The 23614-nt window shown below is 54.7% G+C and carries 18 protein-coding genes and 4 tRNA genes; 9 read left to right on the top strand and 13 right to left on the bottom strand.

Annotated features, from left to right (window positions below; all coding sequences use genetic code 11):
• Positions 1-175 precede the first annotated feature (175 nt).
• The 4 genes from WEB64_RS07750 to WEB64_RS07735 all read left to right on the top strand — a co-directional run bounded on the left by WEB64_RS07750 (position 176) and on the right by WEB64_RS07735 (position 7494).
• Complete coding sequence (locus WEB64_RS07750) at positions 176-2317, top strand: DNA topoisomerase 3 (protein ID WP_368061237.1); 2142 nt, start codon at positions 176-178, stop codon at positions 2315-2317.
• Positions 2318-2506: 189 nt separating this feature from the next.
• A complete protein-coding gene (locus WEB64_RS07745; protein ID WP_368061195.1) occupies positions 2507-3229 on the top strand; it encodes a response regulator transcription factor in 723 nt (240 codons plus the stop codon).
• Between the two features lie 4 nt (positions 3230-3233).
• On the top strand, positions 3234-4880 hold the full coding sequence (locus WEB64_RS07740; protein ID WP_368061194.1) for a FecR domain-containing protein: 1647 nt from the start codon (positions 3234-3236) through the stop codon (positions 4878-4880).
• Positions 4881-4932: 52 nt separating this feature from the next.
• Positions 4933-7494, top strand: a complete 2562-nt coding sequence (locus WEB64_RS07735; RefSeq protein ID WP_368061193.1) for a CHASE2 domain-containing protein — start codon at positions 4933-4935, stop codon at positions 7492-7494.
• A gap of 49 nt (positions 7495-7543) precedes the next feature.
• On the opposite strand, the gene WEB64_RS07730 is transcribed toward WEB64_RS07735, so the two are convergent.
• Together WEB64_RS07730 and WEB64_RS07725 are read right to left on the bottom strand one after the other, a co-directional pair.
• On the bottom strand, positions 7544-7960 hold the full coding sequence (locus tag WEB64_RS07730; protein ID WP_368061192.1) for a fibronectin type III domain-containing protein: 417 nt from the start codon (positions 7958-7960) through the stop codon (positions 7544-7546).
• A 248-nt stretch (positions 7961-8208) separates the two neighbouring features.
• Positions 8209-8285, bottom strand: a tRNA-Met gene (locus WEB64_RS07725).
• Between the two features lie 444 nt (positions 8286-8729).
• Between WEB64_RS07725 and WEB64_RS07720 the strand changes: the two genes are divergently transcribed.
• Positions 8730-10139, top strand: coding sequence for a 3-oxoacyl-ACP reductase (locus WEB64_RS07720; RefSeq protein ID WP_368061191.1), 1410 nt, complete (start codon positions 8730-8732; stop codon positions 10137-10139).
• A 125-nt stretch (positions 10140-10264) separates the two neighbouring features.
• Here WEB64_RS07720 and WEB64_RS07715 read toward each other — a convergent pair.
• The 5 genes from WEB64_RS07715 to WEB64_RS07695 all read right to left on the bottom strand — a co-directional run bounded on the left by WEB64_RS07715 (position 10265) and on the right by WEB64_RS07695 (position 12032).
• A tRNA-Val gene (locus tag WEB64_RS07715) sits at positions 10265-10340 on the bottom strand.
• 16 nt (positions 10341-10356) lie between these two features.
• Positions 10357-10433 (bottom strand) — tRNA-Asp (locus tag WEB64_RS07710).
• Between the two features lie 69 nt (positions 10434-10502).
• A tRNA-Val gene (locus WEB64_RS07705) sits at positions 10503-10578 on the bottom strand.
• Positions 10579-10730: 152 nt separating this feature from the next.
• Positions 10731-10937, bottom strand: coding sequence for a hypothetical protein (locus WEB64_RS07700; protein WP_368058439.1), 207 nt, complete (start codon positions 10935-10937; stop codon positions 10731-10733).
• A 141-nt stretch (positions 10938-11078) separates the two neighbouring features.
• Positions 11079-12032 (bottom strand): hypothetical protein, encoded by a 954-nt coding sequence (locus tag WEB64_RS07695; protein WP_368058441.1) that lies wholly within the window; start codon positions 12030-12032, stop codon positions 11079-11081.
• Positions 12033-12220: 188 nt separating this feature from the next.
• Between WEB64_RS07695 and purE the strand changes: the two genes are divergently transcribed.
• From purE to WEB64_RS07675, 4 genes are all read left to right on the top strand, one after another.
• Complete coding sequence (gene purE / locus WEB64_RS07690) at positions 12221-12712, top strand: 5-(carboxyamino)imidazole ribonucleotide mutase (protein ID WP_368058443.1); 492 nt, start codon at positions 12221-12223, stop codon at positions 12710-12712.
• 23 nt (positions 12713-12735) lie between these two features.
• Positions 12736-13887 (top strand): 5-(carboxyamino)imidazole ribonucleotide synthase, encoded by a 1152-nt coding sequence (locus tag WEB64_RS07685; protein WP_368058445.1) that lies wholly within the window; start codon positions 12736-12738, stop codon positions 13885-13887.
• Positions 13888-14041: 154 nt separating this feature from the next.
• Entirely contained in the window at positions 14042-14620 is a 579-nt protein-coding gene (sodB, locus tag WEB64_RS07680) for a superoxide dismutase [Fe] (RefSeq protein WP_368058447.1), read from the top strand.
• A 288-nt stretch (positions 14621-14908) separates the two neighbouring features.
• Entirely contained in the window at positions 14909-16969 is a 2061-nt protein-coding gene (locus WEB64_RS07675; RefSeq protein WP_368058449.1) for a putative bifunctional diguanylate cyclase/phosphodiesterase, read from the top strand.
• Positions 16970-17032: 63 nt separating this feature from the next.
• On the opposite strand, the gene gspD is transcribed toward WEB64_RS07675, so the two are convergent.
• From gspD to WEB64_RS07645, 6 genes are all read right to left on the bottom strand, one after another.
• Positions 17033-18991 carry a type II secretion system secretin GspD gene (gene gspD, locus WEB64_RS07670; protein WP_368058451.1) on the bottom strand — a complete coding sequence of 653 codons (1959 nt, stop codon included), beginning with the start codon at positions 18989-18991 and terminating at the stop codon, positions 17033-17035.
• A 37-nt stretch (positions 18992-19028) separates the two neighbouring features.
• Positions 19029-19865: a type II secretion system protein N gene (locus tag WEB64_RS07665; protein ID WP_368058453.1), complete on the bottom strand. Its 837-nt coding sequence runs from the start codon at positions 19863-19865 to the stop codon at positions 19029-19031.
• On the bottom strand, positions 19865-20656 hold the full coding sequence (gspN, locus tag WEB64_RS07660; RefSeq protein ID WP_368058455.1) for a type II secretion system protein N: 792 nt from the start codon (positions 20654-20656) through the stop codon (positions 19865-19867). The genes WEB64_RS07665 and gspN overlap by 1 nt, the downstream gene beginning before the upstream one ends.
• Before the next feature lie 177 nt (positions 20657-20833).
• Positions 20834-22483, bottom strand: a complete 1650-nt coding sequence (gene groL, locus WEB64_RS07655; protein WP_368058457.1) for a chaperonin GroEL — start codon at positions 22481-22483, stop codon at positions 20834-20836.
• A gap of 89 nt (positions 22484-22572) precedes the next feature.
• Entirely contained in the window at positions 22573-22863 is a 291-nt protein-coding gene (gene groES, locus WEB64_RS07650) for a co-chaperone GroES (RefSeq protein WP_368058459.1), read from the bottom strand.
• Between the two features lie 160 nt (positions 22864-23023).
• Positions 23024-23545, bottom strand: a complete 522-nt coding sequence (locus WEB64_RS07645; RefSeq protein WP_368058461.1) for an FxsA family protein — start codon at positions 23543-23545, stop codon at positions 23024-23026.
• Between the last annotated feature and the right edge of the window lie 69 nt (positions 23546-23614).

The following is a 23614-nucleotide window of genomic DNA, read 5'->3' as shown; positions in this document are numbered from 1 at the left end:
CTCCTGTGACCAACTAGAATCTGATGCGAAATCCTGTCAGTGGCACCTCATTCATGGGCCTCCAACGCACCAGCGGCGTTGGCTCCAGTGTACACCACCCTTGGGCCAACTGCTTGACAGCGCAGGCCCGATTCGCCATCGTCCTTCACCCCAAGCACTCTGTGATACCCGAAACATGCGTCTTTTTATCGCCGAAAAACCCAGCCTCGGGCGCGCCATCGCTGCCGCCCTGCCCGGCCCCATACAGAAAGGCCCGGGCTGGCTGCGTTGCGGCCCCGAAAATAACGCCGTGGTAGTGAGCTGGTGCATTGGTCACTTGCTGGAGCCGGCAGAACCTGCGGAGTACGACCCGCGCTGGCAACACTGGAACCTGAGTGACTTGCCGGTGTTCCCCGATCACTGGAAACTGATGCCAAGGGAAAGCGCCCGCAAACAGCTGGATGTACTGGCTTCCCTGATTCGCAAAGCCGAGGTAATCGTACACGCCGGTGATCCCGACCGCGAAGGCCAATTGTTGGTGGACGAAGTTATCCGTTACTTCGGCGCCAAGTGCCCGGTCGAACGGGTGCTGATCAATGACCTGACGCCCGAAGCCGTCGGACGCGCGGTAACAGCGCCCCGAGATAACCGCGAATTCCGACGCCTCTCCCACTCTGCCCTGGCGCGCCAACGAGCAGACTGGCTCTACGGCATCAACCTGACAAGGTTATATACCCTCAGCTACCGACAGCAGGGAGAGCAAGGGGTTTACTCGGTCGGCCGGGTACAAACGCCGGTTCTGGGCCTGGTCGTCGCCCGTGATAACGCCATCAGCGACTTCGAGCCCAAACCCTTTTTCCGCTTGACCGCCCGTTGTCGGGATATGGAATCGGAGACAGCGCCGGCTTTCAAGGCCCGGTGGCTACCGGATGAACAATTTCGTGATCACCTCGACGAAGAAGACCGCCTGCTCAGCCGGGACATCGCCGAACAAATCGCCAATGAAGTGACAGGGCGGCCAGGGCGGATCACCGAGGCTCGCTTCAGGGACCGAAAAGAGCCACCGCCGCTGCCGTTCTCACTTTCAACGCTGCAGATTGAAGCCGGACGCCTGTTCCAGATGGGCGCCAAAGAAGTGCTCGATACGGCCCAGCACCTCTATGAGCGACATCAGTTGATCACCTACCCGCGGTCAGACTGCCGTTATCTTCCGGAAGGGCATTTCGAGCAAAGTAGGGCTGTGACCCATGCCATCGCCCGGGTGGCCCCTGAACTGGCGCCGCCAATAGAGTCTCTGGATCTCACTCGCCGGTCCACAGTGTGGAACGACAAAAAGGTTGACGCTCACCACGCCATAATCCCCACCGCACGCTCCCGGCCATCAGGCGCACTCAGCCCGAAAGAGGCCCGCATTTATGAGCTGATCAGCCGTTACTATCTTATGCAGTTCTGCCCGGAGGCCATCCACCGGGAGGGCAAGCTGGCGCTGACGATCGGACCACATGGCTTTCGTGCTTCCGAAACCGCCGTGCTTGAGCCCGGCTGGAAGAACCTGGAGTTACGCCAACGGGAAAACGGGCGCGAGACCGATAAGGTACCGCTTCCACGGCTGTCGAAAGGCGACTCGGTACTCTGCGAATCCACCGATGTCCAGGAGCGGACAACAAAGCCGCCGAGCCACTTTACTGACGCAACGCTGCTTTCTGCAATGACCAACATTGCCAGGTTTGTCTCCGATACTGCGCTCCGAAAAACCCTGCGAGAAACTGACGGGCTCGGAACCGAAGCCACCCGGGCCAGCATTATCGAAACCCTGTTCAAGCGGGACTATCTCTATCGCGACAGCCGGTTTATCAAAGCCACCGAAAAAGGCAAAGTGCTGATTGAGGCCTTGCCTGACGCCATTCATCGGCCGGATATGACCGCTCTCTGGGAAGCCACTCTGGAAAGCATCCGTCAGGGTGACGCTGACCCGCGCCAGTTCATTGATCGACTCAAGGAACAGATTTCCGGCTTTCTCAAGGACGCCCGCGAGCGCCCGGCCTCCCCCCAAAGCAATACCGGCATCCACTGCCCGAAGTGCCGGGCGCCCATGCTGCAGCGAAGCGGAAAATTCGGCGCCTTTCTCGCTTGTACCCGGTTTCCTGAGTGCAAAGGCACCCGCCCCCTCGAAGATGGCCCGCCAACCGACGGCACCAACCAAAAGCCCGTACCCTGCCCGCATTGCTACTCTCCTCTGGTGCGTAGAAAGAGCAAAAAAGGCTGGTTCTGGGGCTGCAGTAATTATCCCGGCTGCCGACAAACAGTAGGCGACAAAAACGGCAAGCCCGATCTTTAGGTTTTCTTCCAGAACAGCCGTGTAAGCGTCTGAAAGGCATGACTTCAACAGTGTGATTCGTTACGGAAATCTACATAACAACACTGAACAAGGCTTACCGTTTTGTCACAATGCAGTGCGGGTTATGGAAGCCCGATTTGTTATGTAGTTAACACGACCGGGCTTGACCACGGTTGCAGGAGAGTTGAGATGCGTATCGCACTGCTGGAAGATGAACTTGAACAGGCCCGGAACATTCAGTTGATACTCGCTGAACCTGGCAATCGATGTGACACGTTTCAGACCGGCCAGTCGTTCATGAGCGCTGTGCAGCACCGCAGCTATGACCTCTTGATACTGGACTGGCAAATCCCCGACATGACAGGCATTGACGTTCTGCGTTCGGTACGCGCCCAGCTTAACTGGCCAATTCCAGTCGTATTCCTGACCCAGCGGGACAGTGAACAGGATATCGTGCAGGCGCTTGATGCCGGCGCAGATGACTACCTTGCAAAGCCCGCACGGCCTGCCGAGTTGTTGGCACGAATCAAAGCCCTGGTACGTCGCATCAATCCTGAGAACGAAAAAGAACTGCTGAATTTCGGAGCGTTCGGGATTGATACCCAGCAGCGCACCATCAAGCTGAACGGTGAGGTGTTAACGCTGACGGATAAGGATTTCGACCTCGCACTCTTCCTGTTCCAGAACCAGGGCCGACTGCTGACCCGTGAAATGCTGCTTGAACGAGTCTGGGGCGTCACCCGGGATATCAATACCCGCACCGTAGATACCCATATGAGCCGTCTGCGAAGACGCCTTGGCCTGAACCCGGAGAACGGCTACCGGATCAAGACCATCTATCAACGGGGTTACCGGCTCGAAGCCATGCTGGTCAGTACACCGGCAGATCCAGATCGACTCGAAGCCCATTAATTCAATGAACGTGTCAGTCGCCCGCTATTCCCGGGTACTTGTTGCTCTTTCCCTGTTCGCTTTGACGTGCCTGACAGCCAGCTCCGTTTCAGCGGAACTTTCCGTTACGCTGGGTTCACAAGGAGCCACGGCTCATTCGGACTCATCCCCGGCACCAGAGTGGCGTTACAGTCTGCGCTCGGATGAAAATTTCGAACAGGCGGCCTTAGAACTTCTGGAAAGCGGTAAAACGGCCCTGCAATTGGCTAACTACAACCGTATCTCCGATATCCGGACGGTCAGGGCTGGCGATGCCATTCGTATTCCCTTGCACTGGCTGAAACGCCAACCCGAGCCCGCCACCGTGATGGCCGTCACCGGCCAGGGCCAGGTGCGTGTACCGAGTTCCGGCTATCGGGCGCCATTACAAGCGCAAATGCTATTACGGGCTGGAGACGAAATAACTACCCAGAGTGGTTCAGCGACCATTCGCCTGGCGGACGGGTCACTCCTGAGGATTGAAAAGAACTCACAACTGATATTCAACCGGCTCACCCAGTTTGGGCGTACAGGTATGGTGGATACTCGCCTGAGACTCGAACGCGGCGAAGTCAGTACGGAAGTTGAACCCTTGGTTGAAGGCGGTTCACGATTTGAAATTGAAACCCCCTCTGCCGTCGCAGCCGTCCGGGGCACGGCGTTTGCGATCCAAAGCGCGCCTGGCATCACTCAACTTCAAGTGAGTGAAGGCATGGTGATGTTTGGTCCCAAAGGCAAAACAAGAAGTGTTCCGGCAGGCTACAGCGCAACTGTAAACATTATGGCCCGCAGCACGGTTGATATCCGCCGCCTCCCCCAGGTACCCGAAACCACTCGGTTACCCGACAGCATTCGACGTCTTCCGATCAAGCTTGGCTGGACGCCCGATGGAGCATCTCGGCACCAACTGGATATCTTTGACGCGGAAACCGGCCATAGGGTGACTCGCACACAAACTTCTGAGCCGGATTTTACCCTGGATTATCTGGACAACGGCCGTTACGACATACAGGTCTCGGCCATTACTGATCGCGGTGTCGCAGGCTTACCCAGCCATCAGACCGTGGATATAGAGTTACAGGCCCTGGCCGCCAACAATCTCTCACCAGCGCCCGGCGCCAAAGTGGATGACGATATGCCGGAATTCACCTGGACTTATCGTGGTGAAAATGAAGTGGGGCGTATAGAGATTGCAAAAACCGATGCCTTCTCAGAGCTTGTAGCGACCAGTGAATGGGCGCCCGATGAAAGCGCTGTTCCATCCAGACCACTGAGCCCCGGGCAGTATTACTGGCGAGTCGTCACGGAGGCCGGCGGCACTTCCGTAGCCACCAGCAACGCCCGGACACTCATCGTCAACGGCACGTTGCCACCGGTTAACATCATCAATATCAATTATATTGACAGCCAGGTTCGCATCCTCTGGCAACAGGTTGATACCGCCAGCGATTATTTGCTGCAATTATCAGAAGACCCAAATTTCCAGCGAATTGTAAAGGAGGCCAGTGTTGACGATACCACCGCAGCCTTGCGTCTGATTCCCGGTAGACGTTATTTTGTGCGGGTGAAGGCAGTTTCTGACGGGCCCCTCGCAAGCCGCTGGGGACCGGGCAGGGAGTTGTTTATCGAGTAATCCAGACTTCTACAATAATGAAGCAGCGCCCATGACGCCGGATTGGCACTCATTGAAACACACATCCTGGAGACTCGCCCTGCCGCTGGTCGCAGCGCTTCTGCTCCTGCAGACAACCTCCCTGCCCCAGCGCCTGGATTTCTGGCTGTACGACAGCCTGATCGCCGCTTATCCAGGCGCCTTGTCGGACGAAGTCGTACTCATTGCCATTGACGACAAAAGTCTTGAACGCCTGGGACGATGGCCATGGTCGCGAGCTATACACGCTGAGCTGATCAGGAAACTCGATCAGTCAGGCGCCCGCACTATCGTTTACGACGTGCTCTTCCCCGAACCCTCCTCCGATGATGCTGAACTTGCAGCAGCCCTGGTCGCTCACGGCAATGCCGTATTGCCCATGCACCTGTCCACCGCGCCCGAAGGCAGTTTGATGGCTGAAAAACTGCCAGTGCCTGCGCTACTTGAGGTAGCTGCGGGCATTGGGCACGCTCACGTGGAACTTGATGCTGACGGCCTGGCCCGAGGCCTGTACCTGTTCAATGGCTTGGGAGAGGAGTCCTGGCCCAGCCTGGCTTCGGCTGCAGCCGCGGCCTCGGGTGAGGATTCGAACCTCCGACAGGTGCCCAGTGACGTAACCGTCGCCCCCTATATCAATGTTCGCCATGATTTTGTCATGGTACCACCGCCAGCGCATGACCCGACCATACCCACCTACTCCTTTACCGATGTGCTAACAGGCTCTGCGAAGGCTGGCGCTTTCGAAGGCAAAACGGTCTTTGTTGGCGCTACCGCTGCAGGATTGGGAGACACTCTGCCCACGCCGTATTCGGGGCTCACCGCTCCGATGTCCGGTGTGGAATTTCACGCCAACGGATATTCAGCGTTAATCAACGACAAGCTGGTCCGGCCTGTAGACAGCGTTGCCACCTGGCTACTACCCCTGGCTGTCATCCTGCTGTTAGCCTATTTTATGCCTCGCCTTCGGCCTGCAAGGACAGCTCTGCTATGCGCCGGAACACTGGCAGGGATAACCCTGGCATTTGGCACATTGCTGGTCGGGATGCAGCTGTGGTTGCCGGTGGCAAACGCCTTACTGGTTCCGCTGATGGCCTTTCCGCTTTGGAGCGCCCGCCGGCTGGCGATGACCAATCGTTTTCTCAACCGTCAACTGGATGAACTCGGTCGAGGACATCAGCTACATTTGGCAGAGCCTTCTCAGCGCAACCCGACGCAATTATTGGAGCACTTGAGCACGCTGCTTGAAGCCAAAGGCTGGTGGCTATCCGTGGACGAGGAAGTGTTGGCTGCACGACAACTGACCAGGGCTGATCAACCAGCGGCATTAGTACAGGGGCATTGGACGCACATTGATAGTCAAAGTTGGCTGAAGTTTACCCGCGGCCAGCGCATTTACCACCTCGGCCTGATGCTACCGGCAAGTCTGACCAGAGAAGCTAACAGGCGCTACCTGCAGCGGCTCGCGCTGGCGGTCACTCCCGGCAAGACCGATTCTCACACGAGGCGCGAAAACATCTCAGCCCGAATAGAGCGTGTAAGGCTCGCGACTGAACGTCTACACAGCATGCAAGCCTTTATCGGCCGCAGTTTTGAGAAGATGCCGGACGGCATCGTAGTAACTGACTCACTGGGCATCATCCAATTCGTCAATGGGCACATCGAAGAATGGTTTGGAGAACCACGTCCCAGCCTGATCGGCATGTCTCTGGTCCGGCTGCTGCATGGCCACGACCCGCGAGAATCTCCGGCCTGGACGGAAACGGTAGCTGAAACGCTGACGCTCTCCCAAAGCCGGACCGTCGATTTACAAGTGAGGAGTCTGGATTTTCTCATTCACTTGGCACCCTTTGAACTGCCAGACAGCAATCAAAGCGGCATCATTGCAAATATATCGAACATATCGGAACTGCGAGAGCAGCAGCGACAACATCGTGAAGCCATCGACTTCATCTCTCACGACGTGCGCTCGCCCCTGGTGTCGCAGCTTGCTTTAATCGAGCAGTTGAAAAGAAGGCCTGGAGAGATACAGCCGGAACAACTGGATCAACTGGGGCGCCTGGCTCGCCGAAGCTACCAGCTGGCAGAAGAGTTTGTTCAGCTTGCCCGGGCTGAACAGCTCACCGAAACGAGATTTTACGAATGCGAGTTCCTGGCCATCGTCGAGAATGCGAGGGACAGCGTTAGCGAGCAGGCTGCAGAGAAAGGTATTCGTCTTCAACTACTTGGACATGAAGACCTTTGGCTAAACGGGAATGCGGAATTGTTGGAGCGTGCCGTCATCAATCTGCTAACCAACGCAGTCCAGTACAGCCCTGACGGCTCAGTCATTATGATCCAGGCTTTCCAGGCTGGCCACCAGGCCTGTCTGACAATTAGTGACGAGGGAACAGGCATTGCCGAGAGCGAAATACCTCATCTGTTTGACCGCTTCCGACGCCAGAAGAGCAGTGAGCTTTCACGAAATCACGGTGCGGGCCTTGGCCTTTCATTTGTCAGTGTGGTGGTCGAGAAGCACCGGGGAGAAATTAATGTCGTATCGGAAGAAGGCGCTGGATCGGCGTTTACCATCAAACTACCGGTAATCAATCCGGTTTGACGCGCCCTTCCCTGGGCACTCGAGCCTGCAAGACTAAATTCGAAACCCGTTATATTGTTTTACTAACAATCTCTGAGGGGGGACTCACCAAGCCATTGACATCAATCACCTGAATGGCGAAAAACCATTCGCCCTGGTCCAGATTGCTGATGATGTAATCCATTGTACTCGCGCTGGCGATTTCAACTCGCTGGGATAGATTGTCAGACTCTTTCCCGTAGAGGATAACGTATCCCTGCAGCTCCCCCATTGCGAGCCCTTCGCCGTTCACTCGCGTAGCGGGTGCATTCCAGCTCAGAGAAGCTTCTTTGGCGATCAGCGAGATACTTGTAGAATTGTTCGTAGAACCTCCCGCGGCTGACTCGAGCGTACCTCCTGAGGTTCCCTCATTACATGCGGTCAGTAAAGCTGTCATAAATACCACAGCCAATACCGTCACTGATTTTTTACTGCCGCATTTCAACATTTTTCACACCATATAATCGTCGAATTGTAGTGAGTCTACAAAATTCGCTCGATTATTTGCGTGTATTACGTCGCCATTATTGTTCTAAAATAGTCATTTTATTGTCATTGTGAAACTGAGTTAAAACTAACTGACGCGGCGTTGAGAATAAAACGGAGTTTAAAGTGGGGTAGGTATGACCAGATTAAGGAAAAAGCTTTGACTCGACTGCAATAAAAAAGGCCGGTCATAGACCGGCCTTCAATATATGGTAGCGGGGGCAGGATTCGAACCTACGACCTTCGGGTTATGAGCCCGACGAGCTACCAGACTGCTCCACCCCGCAACAAACTTTGTGTTCACCTCTATCATCTGAGGTCCTGAAGAGTCGGCCTCATAATCCGAAGGTCGGTGACTCCCTTCGGCTTTCGTGAGTGGGGAGCCCGACGAGCTACCAGACTGCTCCACCCCGCAACAAACTTTTCGTGTACCGAAGGCTCTGGCTGGCTCATTCGATCAACGTGGCGCGCATCTTACGGAGCGATCCTGGCTAAGTCAACGGGAAAGAAGGTTTTTCCTGTAATTATGGAGCCTTTTGTCTGTATCATGAGGGCTTTTCCTAATAAGGCTAGTGTATTTGCTCACTGGCATCCCTAACCCGGTGCCCGGTGCACCGAGTTAATCCATATGCTGCCAGCGACTTTCGAGACCTCTCACTAACATTGAGCGTCGCTGTCGCCATGCTGGTCCAAACAAGCGCGCTGCGGCGCGAGGAGGAGAGGATTTCCCTATGTCAGACCTGTACCTCAAACTCGTCAACACGTCGCTGGGTAAAACCGCTGCCCAATCCTTGGGACTGCCATCGCCTACTCCTCTAAAACGCTGGACCCGAACTGATCAACCTTTCACTGCAGGGAATATTCTCATCGGGTGTGCCTCGGGCGGCAAAGCCATCACGGAGCTCGGCAGCACTCTCTCAGCCAGCGCAGCCATGCTTCATCATGCCAGTAACACCGCGAGGCTCACGGACTCAGCCCGCGCCGGTACTAAAGCCATCCCGCTGGACCTGACAACTGAACTGCGCCTGAAGTTCTCGGCCCTCGTATTCGACGCCAGCGGCATCAAAGATACTTTACAGTTGCGGGCGCTGTATGATTTCTTTCACCCGACGATCCGCCAGCTCGCCAGCGATGGCCGCGTGCTTGTCATTGGGCTTGATCCAGCCATTTGTAAAACCCCCGCCCAGGCAGCCGCTCAAAGGTCGCTGGAAGGGTTTGTCCGTAGCGTAGGCAAGGAAGTTGGCAAAAAGGGAGCCACCGCAAACCTGATATGGATGGCGCCGACGGCAAGCGGGCAGCTGGACTCAACGGTCAGATTTTTCCTGTCACCACGATCCGCTTATGTCTCTGGTCAGTTTGTGCGGATAACCAAATCCGCCAAGGGGACCAACGCTGTGAGCCCGGCTGCGCCCCTGCGAGATAAGGTAGCCCTGGTCACCGGCGCTTCACGGGGTATTGGCGAATCAATCACCGACACTCTTGCCCGGGATGGGGCCACCGTCATCGCCCTGGACATACCGGCCGCGATGGAACAACTGGAAATCGTGGCCAGCCGGATCAAAGGCATAGCCCTGCCCTGCGACATCACAACAACTGAGGCGCCGCAGATTATTTCAGATTTCGTGCAAGAACACTTCGGTGGGCTCGATATCATTGTGCACAATGCCGGAATCACCCGGGATAAAACCCTGGGCAACATGCCGGAACACTTCTGGGATATGGCTATTGCCGTTAACCTGACCGCTGAGGAGTTGATCAACGAGGAGCTGACCAATCGGGAGCTGTTGCGGGAAAATGGCCGCATCGTCTGCGTATCATCCATCAGCGGGATTGCCGGCAATTTTGGCCAGACCAATTACGCTACGTCGAAGTGTGGCGTTATAGGGTATGTCGAGGCACTGGCGAAACAGTTGAAAGATGGCAGAACCATCAATGCCGTCGCCCCGGGCTTCATTGAAACCCAAATGACCGCTGCCATGCCCTTTACCATTCGCGAAGCAGGAAGACGCATGAACAGTCTCTCACAAGGCGGGTTGCCAATCGATGTTGCAGAAACCATTGCGTGGTATTGCAATCCCACCTCAGCGGGCGTGAATGGCAACACCGTCAGAGTTTGTGGTCAGTCGCTGGTCGGACGCTGATCCTGATTGCCTAGAACCTTAAGCAAACCTTCAGCTCCGGTTAGCATCGGAGTTTTTTTTGCGCGCACGCAAATAGCACCACGAAAAGGTGCTGAACGACGACTGATAGAGGATGCAATGCGAAATGGTGGGTGGTACTGGGATCGAACCAGTGACCCTCGCCTTGTAAGGGCGATGCTCTCCCAGCTGAGCTAACCACCCTGGGGGACATCAAAAATGGCGGAGCGGACGGGACTCGAACCCGCGACCCCCGGCGTGACAGGCCGGTATTCTAACCAACTGAACTACCGCTCCGCATCGTTCTCAAGGCACGCTGGCCTGTCAAACACTCAACCGAACCGGGGAAGTTCGGAAGGCTGAAAATGGTGGGTGGTACTGGGATCGAACCAGTGACCCTCGCCTTGTAAGGGCGATGCTCTCCCAGCTGAGCTAACCACCCACTTCCAGCTACCTGATCAATTGTGCACTGCTGTCTTGATCAAGTGAGAGGCGCATTTTAAGCATTTGGCCCCCGCTGTCAAATCTTTTCCGGTTTTTTTCAGCAGGATGACCAAGCAAAGCTTTTGGCTGGTTGGATTTTACTCAAGCTGTTTACTGCTTCGCCCGCCTGCCACCTTTTACTGTTCTTAGATTGCGCCCTTTCTGACCCGCCGCCGACGCCTTCTGCTCTAGCGAAAGCTTGCCTACCCGACTTTTTCGATCCTCCGGCAATGCTTTATAAGCCAGCGACTGATTGAAGGCGTCCAGCCTTATACGAAGCTTCGCGAGTTGTGCTTCGATTCTATCTTTCCATGACATATCTGATGCCTCTCGATTGGCTATAGATCATTATTTATGACCAGTCTAGCTGCGCCTTTCGGTCTCGACAAACTCAACGAAGCGCTGATAAATAATCTCAGAACTGCGAGCATTACAAGCCGGGGCATCTCTCTTGAACGGCTACCGCAAAGCATCCACCTGTTCGGACAAGCGCACCAGGCGCGAGGTTAACTGAGCGCGGGAGGCATCAATGGATTTAATGGTTTCCTCGAGGTTGGCAATCCTTGCTTCTGCCTTGTTAATCCGCGGCGCCGCTTCAGAGACGCTTTTCTGGGCGCTTTCCAAGGCGCTCAAACGGCTTTCGATACCCTCTATGGTGAGCCCCTGCTCCTGCCGGAACCGCTGCAGGCTTCGCTCCACGTCGGTGTCGAGCGCATTGATCTCCGCCGCCAGTGTTTCAAGCTGTTCCTGATGTCGGTCATCGATGTTTGCCAGGGTGCTGACCCTACTATCAAGGGAGCTCACTGCTTCATTGAGGGTTCCAATTTCCGATTGAACGCCATCCTGAACCTCATTGAGCGAAGCCACCGTGTTTGCCTGATCCTCCAACGCGGTCTTCAGGGCTGCAATTTGTCCAGCTTGCTCTTCTAACGACTTCTTATTGCGCTCGTTGGCAATCACCCAGAGTTTACGGATCTCGCTATTGGCCGTCTCAATCTGAGCGTTTTGCTCGGTTAGCCTTTGTTCTGTTGTCGAGCCCCTTTGCTCAAGACTTTCGCCGGTTTCAGTCAACTCGCCCTCAAAGCGCGCCAGCGCGAGCTTGCTCTGACGCACCCAGTAATCCGCTTCCTCCACCTGCTCTTCCAATACCTCCAGGCGCTGGGTCTGCTGCCAAACCATGCCCGCACCCGCTGCAACGGCTAGCACCAACAGCACCAAAAGTAGCCCCACCAGCTTTCCTGAGCCTTTGCCGGAGGGTGGCGGGGGTGGGCTTCCAGGCTGTTTCCTCTCCGGTCTCCTGGGGGGCTGCGCAGGCGGGGCTGAGCGCTCGGGCTGGACTTTTCTTTCTTCCGGTCTACCGGCCTGGGCAGTGCCTGCCCTTAATTCATCGTCATCAGGACGAATGGGTTCCATTTCAATAACCTCGGATAGATATAGACGTGAACAATTTGGTGACTTGATAATACCGGTTCCGCTTCATGCCACCAAATGCAGCACGGGGGATTGAGAGCCGAGATGCCAGCCAGCCCCAGCCATTTGCATGGATCCCGGGCAGTCCATACAATGGCGGGCTTTCTCTAAACTTTTCGGGATTGTCGCTTATGCAGCCGCTTGTAGGCCTTATCATGGGTTCCAAATCGGATTGGCCGACTATGGAACATGCCGCCGAGATGCTCGACAAACTGGGCGTGCCCTACGAAACTCGCGTGGTGTCCGCACACCGCACACCTGACCTTCTGTTTGACTACGCGAAAACGGCGGCAGGCCGGGGCCTGAAGGTCATCATAGCTGGAGCTGGCGGCGCTGCTCATCTGCCAGGAATGGTCGCCTCACAAACCTCTTTACCTGTGCTGGGCGTTCCCGTGCAGTCAAAAGCCCTGAATGGGCTGGACTCATTGCTTTCCATCGCCCAGATGCCCGGCGGGATCGCCGTCGGCACCCTGGCTATCGGCAAGGCTGGTGCCACCAATGCAGGTTTACTGGCAGCGCAGATAATCGGCACCTACGATTCTGCTGTGCGAGCTGCTGTCGATACCTTTCGCGCCGCGCAAACCCAGACCATTCTGGAAAATCCAGACCCGAGAAACGGGTAATTGACGGTAACAGGAAACCGCCCATGAGAATCGGAGTTTTAGGTGCTGGACAACTTGGACGCATGCTCGCGCTGGCCGGTTATCCGCTGGCCAATACTTTCGTGTTCTACGATTTATCAGGCAACCCGAGTGCAGGACTGGGCGAGATCATTATTGATCGGGACCAAGTCTATCTTGATGACTTTCTGAGCCGTGTCGACAGGGTCACCTATGAGTTCGAACACCTACCGGTAGAGGTGGCCGAAAAAATAGCTGCCACAAAGCCTGTGCACCCCACACCGCGCTCTTTGCAGATTTGTCAGAACCGTGAAGCTGAAAAAACCCTGTTCGGTGAACTTGGCATTCCGACACCCGAATGGCGCATGGCTGAGAGCGCGGAGGCTCTGCAGACTGCCGCAGAAAGTCTTGGCTGCCCGGTGGTCGCAAAGTCCAACACCGAAGGCTACGACGGCAAGGGCCAGGCAGTACTGCGCAACCCTGAGGAAGCAGCGCAGGCCTGGGCCAACATCGGTCATAAACGCCTGATGGTTGAAAAGTTTGTAGAGTTCAGCCGAGAGCTCTCTGTGATCGCAGTACGAGGGGAAGACGGTCAGGTTGCGGTCTACCCCATGGCTGAGAATGTCCACCATGAGGGAATATTGCGCTACTCCATAGCGCCAGCGCCTGGGCTTTTACCAGACGTAACGGACGAAGCACGGCGCTACATCCAAACGTTACTGAATGAGTTGAATTACGTCGGAGTGCTCACGCTGGAGCTGTTTGAAACCAGGAGCGGTCTGGTTGCTAACGAAATGGCGCCCCGGGTTCATAACTCCGGACACTGGACCATTGAAGGCGCGCTTACCAGCCAGTTCGAGAACCACATTCGTGCCGTGACAGGTCAACCCCTCGGTGACACGAGCCCAAGAGGGGTGAGCTGTATGGTGAACATCATCGGAGAGCATGGTCAAACCCGCCGCATCCTGGAGCTTCCTTATGCTCACCTGCACCTTTATGACAAAGCTGAGCGGCCAGGGCGCAAGCTTGGCCACGTGAACATTCTGGCGGATAATTATGACGAGTTGGTTTGGCGGGTAAGAAACTGTGCAGAATTTTTACCCGGATCGCCGGAGTTCAACAGTTCTTTGACTCAGGGGTTGAAAAGCGACGCGACTGACCCGACTTATAAGAGATAAACAGGTTTTACGCAGTCTTGACTGGTGAGATGGGAAACGACCATTTCTTTGCCTAATCTTCATTTTGGTACATCAGTCAAGGTGCTTTAATCTCAAGAAAAGAAAATTCACTGATCTAACGGATCATACGAGAGAAACCAGGGAGAACGACCTCATGGCATTTGAACTTCCCGCACTACCATACGAAAAGAACGCACTTGAACCCCATATCTCTGCTGAAACGCTTGAGTATCATTATGGCAAACACCACAACACCTACGTCACCAAGCTGAACGGCCTGGTCGAGGGTACGGATAACGCCAACAAGTCGCTGGAAGATATTATCAAGAGCGCCAGTGGTCCCTTGTTCGACAATGCGGCCCAGGTCTGGAACCATACCTTCTACTGGCACTGCCTCAGCCCTAGTGGTGGCGGTGAGCCAACCGGTGCAGCAGCAGAAGCCATTAAAAAAGCTTTTGGCTCGTTTGAAGAGTTCAAGAAAGAATTTAATGATAAAGCGGCCAACAACTTCGGTTCAGGCTGGACATGGCTGGTCAAAAAGTCTGATGGCAGCGTTGCTATCGCTAATACCAGCAATGCGGAAACACCACTGACAGGTACGGATAAGCCAGTTCTGACCGTCGATGTTTGGGAACACGCCTATTACATCGACTATCGGAATTCGCGTCCTAATTATCTGGAAGCGTTCTGGAATCTTGTGAACTGGGATTTTGTGAACAAGAATCTGGCTTAACGCCAAGTAGTAAAGGGCCTGATGTAGAGGCCTTTGCGTACAAAACGCCCGCTTATGCGGGCGTTTTGCGTATTAGACACACCGACTTTACAAAATAAAACAGGTCTTTACCGAATAGTTTGAAATAATGCAGGTTATCGGTTGGCGCTGACAGCTCGGGTTGAACCATACTCATCCTTCGTAATACCAACCTTAAATAGCCAGCGTGACTGATGGAAAATTCATGGTTGGAACCAGATAATCACTACAAAATCGACGGAAAAAAACCAATAAAATGACCCGATTCGAATGAAGACGCCTTTTCAATTGGAGCATCGTCTTGGTCGTCGCATATTGCGGTGGGTTCTTTCTGTAGCTCTGATAAGTGGCATCCTGTTAAGCACCATGCAAATCATATTGGATGCCCACCGGGTTTCTGGAGAACTCGATGATCAGGCAGCCCAGACCATGGCTCTGGTTAAAGACGCGGCAACACAAGCTGTTTTCAGTATTGATATTGAGCTTGCCCAGCAGGTAGTTGAGGGATTATTCGAACAGGATGCTGTTCGGTTTGCGAATATAACTCACCCTGATGGGGAACCACTCGCCAACCAGAAGCGAGCATTGAAACAGCCTTATTTTCGCCCTGCCACGGATCTCATTTTTGGCGCAGAACGCACCTACAGATCGCCATTAATACGCAGCGCCGACACTCAAACAACCTACGGCTACCTTGAGATAGTTTATGACACGGCAAATGTCGCCTCTCGCTGGCTTGAACGGGCCAGCTTAACGTTTATTTCCGGCATAGCACGAGCCATCATTCTGGGTCTTGTGCTTTACCTCGTCTATCATCTGCTTCTCACCCGGCCACTGCTCAGAATTATTCACTCGCTTACCCAGGTTAACCCAGATCACCCCGACGACCGGCTGTTGGCAGTGCCAAAGACCCACGAACGGGATGAGCTCGGCTTGTGGGTGAACGCCACCAACAACCTGCTGGTGGCCATTGCAGAAAACCAGCAGAAACACCGTGAAGCGGAAGATAGGGTCACACGGCTATCCCGCTACGACAACCTCACCGGACTGCCCAGCAGGGAGACCCTTCTGGGCTTTCTCAACAGTGCCATAGAGGAAGACCGTCGAAATAAACACATTCTATCCGTGTTCTGCTGCGGTATTGATGATTTCAAAAGTGCTAATGATCAGCATGGGTACCAAACCGGCGATAAAATTCTGCGGGTGGTCGCAGAACGGTTGTCTGAACAGCGGGACGGCAGTCATATGATCGCAGGACGACTGGGTAGCGATCAGTTTGTCGTGATTGAGCAGCATCTGCAGGATGATTATCAGGCAGCCGCTACCGCTGACTGGTTATTGCAGATATTCAGTCGACCCATGCGTGTTGATGAGCGTCAGATTTTCATTACAGGCACTATCGGTGTGGCACTGTTTCCTGCCGATGGCACCGAAGCTGACAAGCTCCTTCAGCGCGCAGAACAGACCATGACTCTGGCGAAAAGCGCCGGTCGCAATCAATTCCAGTTTTACGTTGCCAGTGTCGACCTACAGATCCGCGAGCGTAAAAAACTTGAGCAGGACCTCGCCCTGGCACTGCCCGGCGGGCAGTTTCATCTTGTATACCAGCCGCAGGTTAATCTGGAAAGTCAGCGCGTCATCGGTGCCGAAGCCTTGCTCCGATGGGAGCACCCTGAACGGGGATTGGTGCCGCCTGATGAATTCATTCCGTTGGCGGAACTTAATGGCACTATTGTAGAAATTGGTCAGTGGGTATTGGAGCAGGCCTGCTGGAGGGCCGCGTCGTGGGCCGCTAAGGGCAACCCCATCCGTATTGCGGTAAACCTTTCTGCCGTCCAGCTCAAGCAAGTCAACATTGTTGACGAGGTTCTGGAAACCCTCAAACGACATGCGATCCCACCCGGTCGCCTGGAACTGGAGGTGACAGAAACCAGCTTCATGGAAAACCTCGACGATGCCATCGCCAAGCTAAAACGCCTGCGGAACGCGGGCATCTACATCGCAGTCGATGATTTCGGTACCGGGTACTCGTCGCTGACTTACTTAAAAAGAATGCCGGTTCAACATCTTAAAATTGACAAGCAGTTCATCCACGACCTGCTGACCAACGAAGACGACACCCGGATAGCTAACACGATCATTGATCTGGGTAAGAGTCTTAACCTGTCGGTCATTGCCGAGGGAGTGGAGACAGAAGAACAGGAGTTCTATCTTCGTCAGCGCGGGTGCCAGCTAGCCCAGGGCTATTATTTCAGCAAACCGTTGCTGCCTGAGGATTTCGAAAAGTTTGTTGTGAGTTTTCACCGTAAAATCACTGCCCATAACACCTGAAGCCTGCCAACATTGCGTTCTCGATGATCGGAAGGTCAGACCCCGCTGACCGAAAATCACGCTCTACTCGATACCGCGGGGCCTTCCTGACCCTGTTCGAAACAGAGTCTCAATACCTGGCTGTGCCCCGATATCGGTTGGCAGGCCCAGCTTTTGGCGAATACCCAGGTTCACCTCCCAGAGCCCTCTGTACTTCTCATCGGTTGCCGCTACGCTATCGCCTTTATTAAACAGGATAGTGGGCCGCAGAAAGACCAGCAGGTTGCGCTTGATCATCGTCCGGGATTCGGAGGAGAACAAACGCCCCAGATACGGGATATCACCCAATAAAGGCACCTTGCTGTTATTAATCCTGTAATCTTCGCGGATCAAACCACCCAGCACAATCGTTTCACCATCGTCGGCCAGCACCGTAGTCTTGATCTCACGTTTGTTAGTGATGATATCCGAGGCGTCCTCAATACTGTCCGCCACATCTTCAGTGGTTTGCTCAACCACCAGCCGTACCAGCCCGTCATCACTGATTGTAGGCGTGACCTTAAGCGTAAGGCCGATATCCCGACGCTCGATAGTGGTGAACGGATTTTGCAGACCCGCACTGGTGTTGGTGGTCTGGCCGGTACGGAAAGGAACGTTCTGACCAACAATGATTTCAGACTCCTGATTGTCGAGCGTGATGATACTGGGGGTGGACAGAAGGTTCGCAGCGGTTGATGTGGAGAGAGCCTGAAGTAGCACACCCCAGGTGATGCCGTCGTTGTTGCGCTGGCCCGCACCCAGTGTCAATCCGCCAGTCGCTGGAGTAATAACACTATCGGAAAGGATTGCACCGATGACATCACCGAGACTGCGACCGACGTTATTGAAGTTGGAACCGACCACGGGAGTCGAGGAACCTGACTCATCACCAAGCGCGACCTGAACCCCCAGGTCCTGCCCCATGTCATCGCTGATCTCTACAATGGCCGCCTCAATCAGCACCTGGGCGCGTCGAACATCCAGCTGCGACACGATCATTTCCACTTCCTGCATCATCGAGGGCTCACCCCGCACAACAAGAGCATTCAAACCTTCATCAGCGAAAACCGAAAAACCTGTGCCACGAGGCCCTGTTGCGGAGCCCTCACCCCCGGCTGTTTCCTTGGCAAGTTCACCCATAACCCCTTTCAGAATTTCTGTCAGGTTCTTCGCGTCCGCATGACCGAGACGAATGACCTTCGTCGTGCCACCGGTCGCAGAGGGCTGATCCAGTTGCACAATCAGGGCTCGCATTTTACTACGGAAGGTTTCATCACCCCGCAAAATCAACCGGTTGCTGCGCTCATCTGCAGTGACACTGTATTTACGTGCAGCGCCTCCGGCACCCCCTTCACCGAGCTCATCGGGTGCCAGTTCCTGTAATAACGGCACCAGATCGCCTACCCAGGCTTCTTCTAACTGAATAACTTCCACTTCGTATTTGGACGGGCTATCCAGTTCACGAACAATGCCTTCAATTCGTTCAATATTGGCGGAGTGATCACTGACGATCAGGGCGTTGGCGGCAGCCACCCCTGCCAAGTGACCGTATTTGGCCACCAGAGGTCGCAGAATCGGCACCAGTTCCAGTGCGTTGGCATTATCGACCTGGATTACGCGGGTTATGAGCTGCTCTGAAGGCGTCACGGAAAACCGGTCGAGAGATTCCGCTGACTGTTTTGCATCGACTTGCTGCACCACCTTGATGACTTCTTCACCCGGTATGGCAGTGAAACCATGCACCTGCAATACCGCCAGAAAAAGGTCGTAAATTTCATCCTTGTTCATGGGCGCACTTGAAAGCACCGTTACTTTGCCTTTTACCCGAGGATCGACCACAAAACTGTAACCTGTGATATCAGCCACCTGGGTAACAAATGCGCGTATATCAGCGTCTTTCAGGTTAAGGCGCCAGGTGCCTTCCTGTTCTTGAGCCGTCGCCATTAGGGGCATTAGGAGGAGCAACATCACCACTTTAAGGAAGGGGGCTCTCAAATTAATCATGAAACGATTGCATCCTGTATCAATGATCTCATTTAAACTACTGTGGTAGCGCATAACTCACCGTGAAGCGTGCGCCGCCCCGCTCTATTTCAATCTCTAGCTGCGCTTCGGAACGCCAGGTCTCAAGCAATTCCCGATCCTGTTCAATATCCCCCAGGGGGTAGCCGTTGATGGCAGTGATTACATCTCCTTCCTGAAGATTAAGCGCACTCAGCATGACGTTGGAACCATTAAACACATAGCCCTGAGTTGCGCCATCCTGTACCGGGCTAAGACCGAATGCAACCAGCGCTTCAGCGCCTTGTGCATCCAGTCGCGCTTTAGCTTGCTCGACAAAGTCATCCGGAGCGGATGCGGCAAATTCCTCATCCTGAGTCAACAACTGGCCGGAGTCATCATCCTCGAAAGTAAGGGTTTCAAAGGCACCATCACGCCTGATGAGAATACGCCCCGGCTCGACCTCCACGAGTTCTGCATTACCCGGCAGCGTCTCTCCGACGCGGTAGTGTGCCGTGACGCCGTCGGTCCCTGCAACTATAGCACCGGACAGTTCAGGCTGCTCAGAAACCAATACACCTTCCAGACGCAGACGCAGACGGGTTTCCGGCGCTGTCCGACGCACGGCCTCAACGACCGGAGCACCCCCGGACGCACGGCCGAAGAGTTCGTAAGACGCCAGACGACGGTCTCCCAATTGATCGGCCGACGAGGCACTCAGCGCCTGCCCAGGTTCCAGTACAGCCCGGTCCTGCCAAGTCACCATCCAGGTCAGATTCGCCATTACGATTGAGAAATAAACCACCAGGCCAATCAGCAATACGTTCGCGAGCCAGCGGGGCAAGCGTTGAGGGGGTCTGACACCCGCCGTCTTCATCAGTTCCCTCTCCCCAGCAAGGGCTGGCGAACCCTGAAAATAACGTCACCGGGGCTGGCTGCACCGGACCAAGATTGACCTGCCAGATCGATCATTCTTTTATAGACCCGGATTTCGAGCACGCCATCAGGAAAGATGTCGGCGTTAGCTGCAGGCTCATTCTCACCCTGTTGCAATATGGCCATCGCCATACGCCCGGAAGAAGCATTCAACGTCGCTTCCATCGGCGGGAAGTCAGCACTCTGGACGCTACCGCCCATGGGCCATGTGACCTCGCCACCAGCCCAGCGGGCGCGACCCTGGCCATCGCTGAATTCACCGTCGACCCATGCAAGGACGAGCTGATCAATGACGACATCACCCACTAACATGGCACCGCCGCTACGCCTTATAAGATCCTCGAATTCCCGGACCCGGATGCTTCCCCGGGCTGTAAGCTTGGCGCTTCCTGGCCACGCAACTGATGCCCGCCCATCCAGGCCAGAGCGCGCAGAGTCCAGCGAGAAGGCCATCGGAATCGACAGGTTTAACAGGGAGGGTGTTTCAATATCCCAGCTCAGTCGCAATGGGTGTCCAGCGAAGGTAAATCCCGCAGCGCCATTCCACAACTGGCCCGACACCTGGTTGACCTGAACCTGAGGCGGCAGGTTTACCTGCGGCGAAACCCACTGCCATACCCAACCAGCAGGAAGCAGAAAAACGAGCGCAATCAGGTACACCAGTAAACCGGCTAATCCAAGCCATATAACTTTACCAGGTCTCAAGAAAGCAGGTTTTGATAGGTCGGTCATACAGGCTTCACGGGGAAATAACTCTCTGTATCTGGTTTGGAGCCTGAGTCTAACAAAGCTCTTCAGCAAGTTCATGACAACTTGATTCAGAGTAGACCATGTTGACAGAAAAAAGCCCCGCAACAGGGGCGGGGCTTTTCGGGTTCAGACACAAGTGTCTGAGGAGGCTGGGCAGCCTTACATCATGCCGCCCATACCGCCCATTCCACCCATGCCACCCATATCCGGCATGCCACCAGACTTCTCGTCTTCCGGCTCGTCGGTGATCATGGCTTCGGTGGTGATCATCAAGCCAGCGATCGAGGCAGCGGCCTGCAATGCTGAACGAGTGACCTTGGCGGGGTCGAGAATACCCATTTCGAGCATGTCACCGAACTCGCCGGTCGCTGCGTTATAGCCGAAGGTGCCTTCACCCTGGCGGATCTTGTCCATTACAACGGACGCTTCTCCGCCGGCATTGGTCACGATCTGGCGCAGTGGTGCTTCCATGGCGCGACGCAGAATGTTTACGCCGACCCTCTGGTCTTCGTTGTCTACCGCTACTTCAGTCAGTGCGTTCAGGGCACGAACCAGAGTAACGCCACCACCTGCGACAATGCCTTCTTCAACGGCAGCGCGGGTGGAGTGCAGAGCATCTTCCACGCGAGCTTTTTTCTCTTTCATTTCTACTTCAGAGCCTGCGCCAACCTTGACAACGGCAACGCCGCCCGCAAGCTTGGCTACACGCTCCTGAAGCTTCTCTTTGTCGTAGTCGGAGCTGCTGTCTTCAATCTGCCTGCGGACCTGATCTACACGCGCTTCGATATCAGCCTCGGCACCGGCGCCATCGATGATGGTGGTGTTTTCCTTGGTGATGTTGACGCGTTTGGCAGTACCAAGGTCATCCAGCGTAGTGCTTTCAAGGCTAAGACCGACTTCCTCGGAGATCACTGTGCCGCCAGTGAGAATGGCGATGTCCTGCAGCATTTCCTTGCGACGATCACCAAAGCCCGGCGCTTTCACGGCCGCTACTTTGACAATACCGCGCATGTTGTTGACGACCAGCGTAGCCAGCGCTTCGCCTTCAATGTCTTCCGCAATAATCATCAGCGGCTTGCCTGCTTTGGCAACGCTTTCCAGCACTGGCAGCAGCTCACGAATGTTGGAGATTTTCTTGTCAACCAGCAGGATGTAAGGCTCGTCCAGCTCGGCAGACATGTTGTCCTGGTTATTAATGAAGTATGGGGACAGGTAGCCGCGATCGAACTGCATGCCTTCTACTACGTCCAGCTCGTCTTCCAGGCCACGGCCTTCCTCGACAGTAATGACGCCTTCTTTGCCTACACGCTCCATGGCGTCAGCAATGATCTTGCCGATGGTCTCATCGCCGTTGGCAGAGATGGTGCCAACCTGAGCAATGTTACGGCTATCGTCACAGGGCTTGGCGGCTGCATGAATGGCTTTGACTGCAACCTGGGTCGCCTTGTCAATGCCGCGCTTCAGATCCATCGGGTTCATGCCAGCGGTGACCGCTTTGATGCCTTCGTTCAGGATGGACTGGGCCAGAACTGTTGCAGTGGTGGTACCATCGCCTGCGGTATCGTTGGTCTGGGAAGCAACTTCCTTGACCATCTGCGCGCCCATGTTCTCGAACTTGTCACGCAATTCGATTTCCTTTGCAACCGATACACCATCTTTGGTTACGGTCGGTGCGCCAAACGACTTGTCGATTACAACGTTACGACCCTTGGGGCCAAGCGTTACTTTAACGGCGTCAGCCAGAACGTTAACGCCTGCAACCATGCGCTTGCGTGCGCTGTCACCAAACTTGATATCTTTAGCTGCCATATCACTATGTTCCCTATTCGTTAAACCCAATCGTTATTTCGGTTTCATTTACAACCGAACCGTCAGTTGCAAAGAGTCAGCTTGCCGGATTATTTTTCCAGCACGCCGTAAATGTCGCTCTCGCTCATGATGAGCAGGTCTTCACCGTCGATTTTCACAGTGTTGCCGGCATACTGGCCGAACACTACGGTGTCACCGACATTGACTGCTAACGCACGGGTTTCGCCATTTTCGAGGATACGGCCATTGCCCACTGCGAGAACGTCGCCCTGGGAAGGCTTCTCTTTGGCGTTGCCCGGCAGCACGATGCCACCTGCAGTTTTCTCTTCTTCTTCTTTACGACGCACGACAACACGGTCATGTAACGGACGAATTTTCATTGCTCGATGTCTCCAAAGTCAGATTGTGTTTGGCAATGACGTTTGCGTAAAAGCCAGAGCCGATAAGCACCTGTTTTCAGGGCGCTTATCCGCCCCAGCAAACTTGTGGTTTCTATATGGAGGTTGTGCGGTTATTTTCAACGGTCTTCCAAAAAAAAATTCACTTTTTTTCGAGCCGATCCGATGACTTGTTCGCGCCCTCACGTTCCTCACGGTACTCGCCCTCGATTACGTCATCGTCGGCTGCAGAACCGCCACCAAAAGCATTACCGCTGCCGAATGGATCGCCCTGCCCCCCTGTGAAACGAAAGCTCTGGGTACTACCGGATGCCACCACCATGCGTTTAAGTGCGTGAGACGCAAACCACTGACGGGTAAACGGAATCAGGCAGAGCAATCCAATCGCGTCGGTGACAAACCCGGGAGTCAGTAGTAGTGCGCCACCGACGGCCAGAATAAGGCCTTCGGCCACTTCGCGGGCAGGTAACTCACCGCTGTTAATGCGCTGATTGGCCCGCAAGAGTGTTGCCAGACCCTGCTGACGCAACAGTGCGGCCCCGATAATCGCGGTCAGCAAGACCAGCCCTATCGTACTGAGCGCGCCAATAACGGTGCCAACCTTGATGAGAATCGCCATCTCAACAATGGGCAGAATAATAAAAATCAATAAAAAAATGCCCATAACGAACACAGCCTTTTCCCAGTATCATTCAAGGCCCGATTCGACCCATCCTTCGACAAGCAGGGGATG

This window comes from Marinobacter sp., assembly GCF_040882185.1.
Classification (GTDB): domain Bacteria; phylum Pseudomonadota; class Gammaproteobacteria; order Pseudomonadales; family Oleiphilaceae; genus Marinobacter.
This window is presented reverse-complemented; position numbering and strand designations above follow the sequence as displayed.

What these genes read in the sequence shown, in the direction of transcription:
- WEB64_RS07750 (WP_368061237.1), top strand. Translation starts at nt 176, where the DNA reads ATGCGTCTTTTTATCGCCGAAAAACCCAGCCTCGGGCGCGCCATCGCT.
- WEB64_RS07745 (WP_368061195.1), top strand. Translation starts at nt 2,507, where the DNA reads ATGCGTATCGCACTGCTGGAAGATGAACTTGAACAGGCCCGGAACATT.
- WEB64_RS07740 (WP_368061194.1), top strand. Translation starts at nt 3,234, where the DNA reads ATGAACGTGTCAGTCGCCCGCTATTCCCGGGTACTTGTTGCTCTTTCC.
- WEB64_RS07730 (WP_368061192.1), bottom strand. Translation starts at nt 7,960, where the DNA reads ATGTTGAAATGCGGCAGTAAAAAATCAGTGACGGTATTGGCTGTGGTA.
- WEB64_RS07720 (WP_368061191.1), top strand. Translation starts at nt 8,730, where the DNA reads ATGTCAGACCTGTACCTCAAACTCGTCAACACGTCGCTGGGTAAAACC.
- WEB64_RS07700 (WP_368058439.1), bottom strand. Translation starts at nt 10,937, where the DNA reads ATGTCATGGAAAGATAGAATCGAAGCACAACTCGCGAAGCTTCGTATA.
- WEB64_RS07695 (WP_368058441.1), bottom strand. Translation starts at nt 12,032, where the DNA reads ATGGAACCCATTCGTCCTGATGACGATGAATTAAGGGCAGGCACTGCC.
- purE (WP_368058443.1), top strand. Translation starts at nt 12,221, where the DNA reads ATGCAGCCGCTTGTAGGCCTTATCATGGGTTCCAAATCGGATTGGCCG.
- WEB64_RS07685 (WP_368058445.1), top strand. Translation starts at nt 12,736, where the DNA reads ATGAGAATCGGAGTTTTAGGTGCTGGACAACTTGGACGCATGCTCGCG.
- sodB (WP_368058447.1), top strand. Translation starts at nt 14,042, where the DNA reads ATGGCATTTGAACTTCCCGCACTACCATACGAAAAGAACGCACTTGAA.
- WEB64_RS07675 (WP_368058449.1), top strand. Translation starts at nt 14,909, where the DNA reads ATGAAGACGCCTTTTCAATTGGAGCATCGTCTTGGTCGTCGCATATTG.
- gspD (WP_368058451.1), bottom strand. Translation starts at nt 18,991, where the DNA reads ATGATTAATTTGAGAGCCCCCTTCCTTAAAGTGGTGATGTTGCTCCTC.
- WEB64_RS07665 (WP_368058453.1), bottom strand. Translation starts at nt 19,865, where the DNA reads ATGAAGACGGCGGGTGTCAGACCCCCTCAACGCTTGCCCCGCTGGCTC.
- gspN (WP_368058455.1), bottom strand. Translation starts at nt 20,656, where the DNA reads ATGACCGACCTATCAAAACCTGCTTTCTTGAGACCTGGTAAAGTTATA.
- groL (WP_368058457.1), bottom strand. Translation starts at nt 22,483, where the DNA reads ATGGCAGCTAAAGATATCAAGTTTGGTGACAGCGCACGCAAGCGCATG.
- groES (WP_368058459.1), bottom strand. Translation starts at nt 22,863, where the DNA reads ATGAAAATTCGTCCGTTACATGACCGTGTTGTCGTGCGTCGTAAAGAA.
- WEB64_RS07645 (WP_368058461.1), bottom strand. Translation starts at nt 23,545, where the DNA reads ATGGGCATTTTTTTATTGATTTTTATTATTCTGCCCATTGTTGAGATG.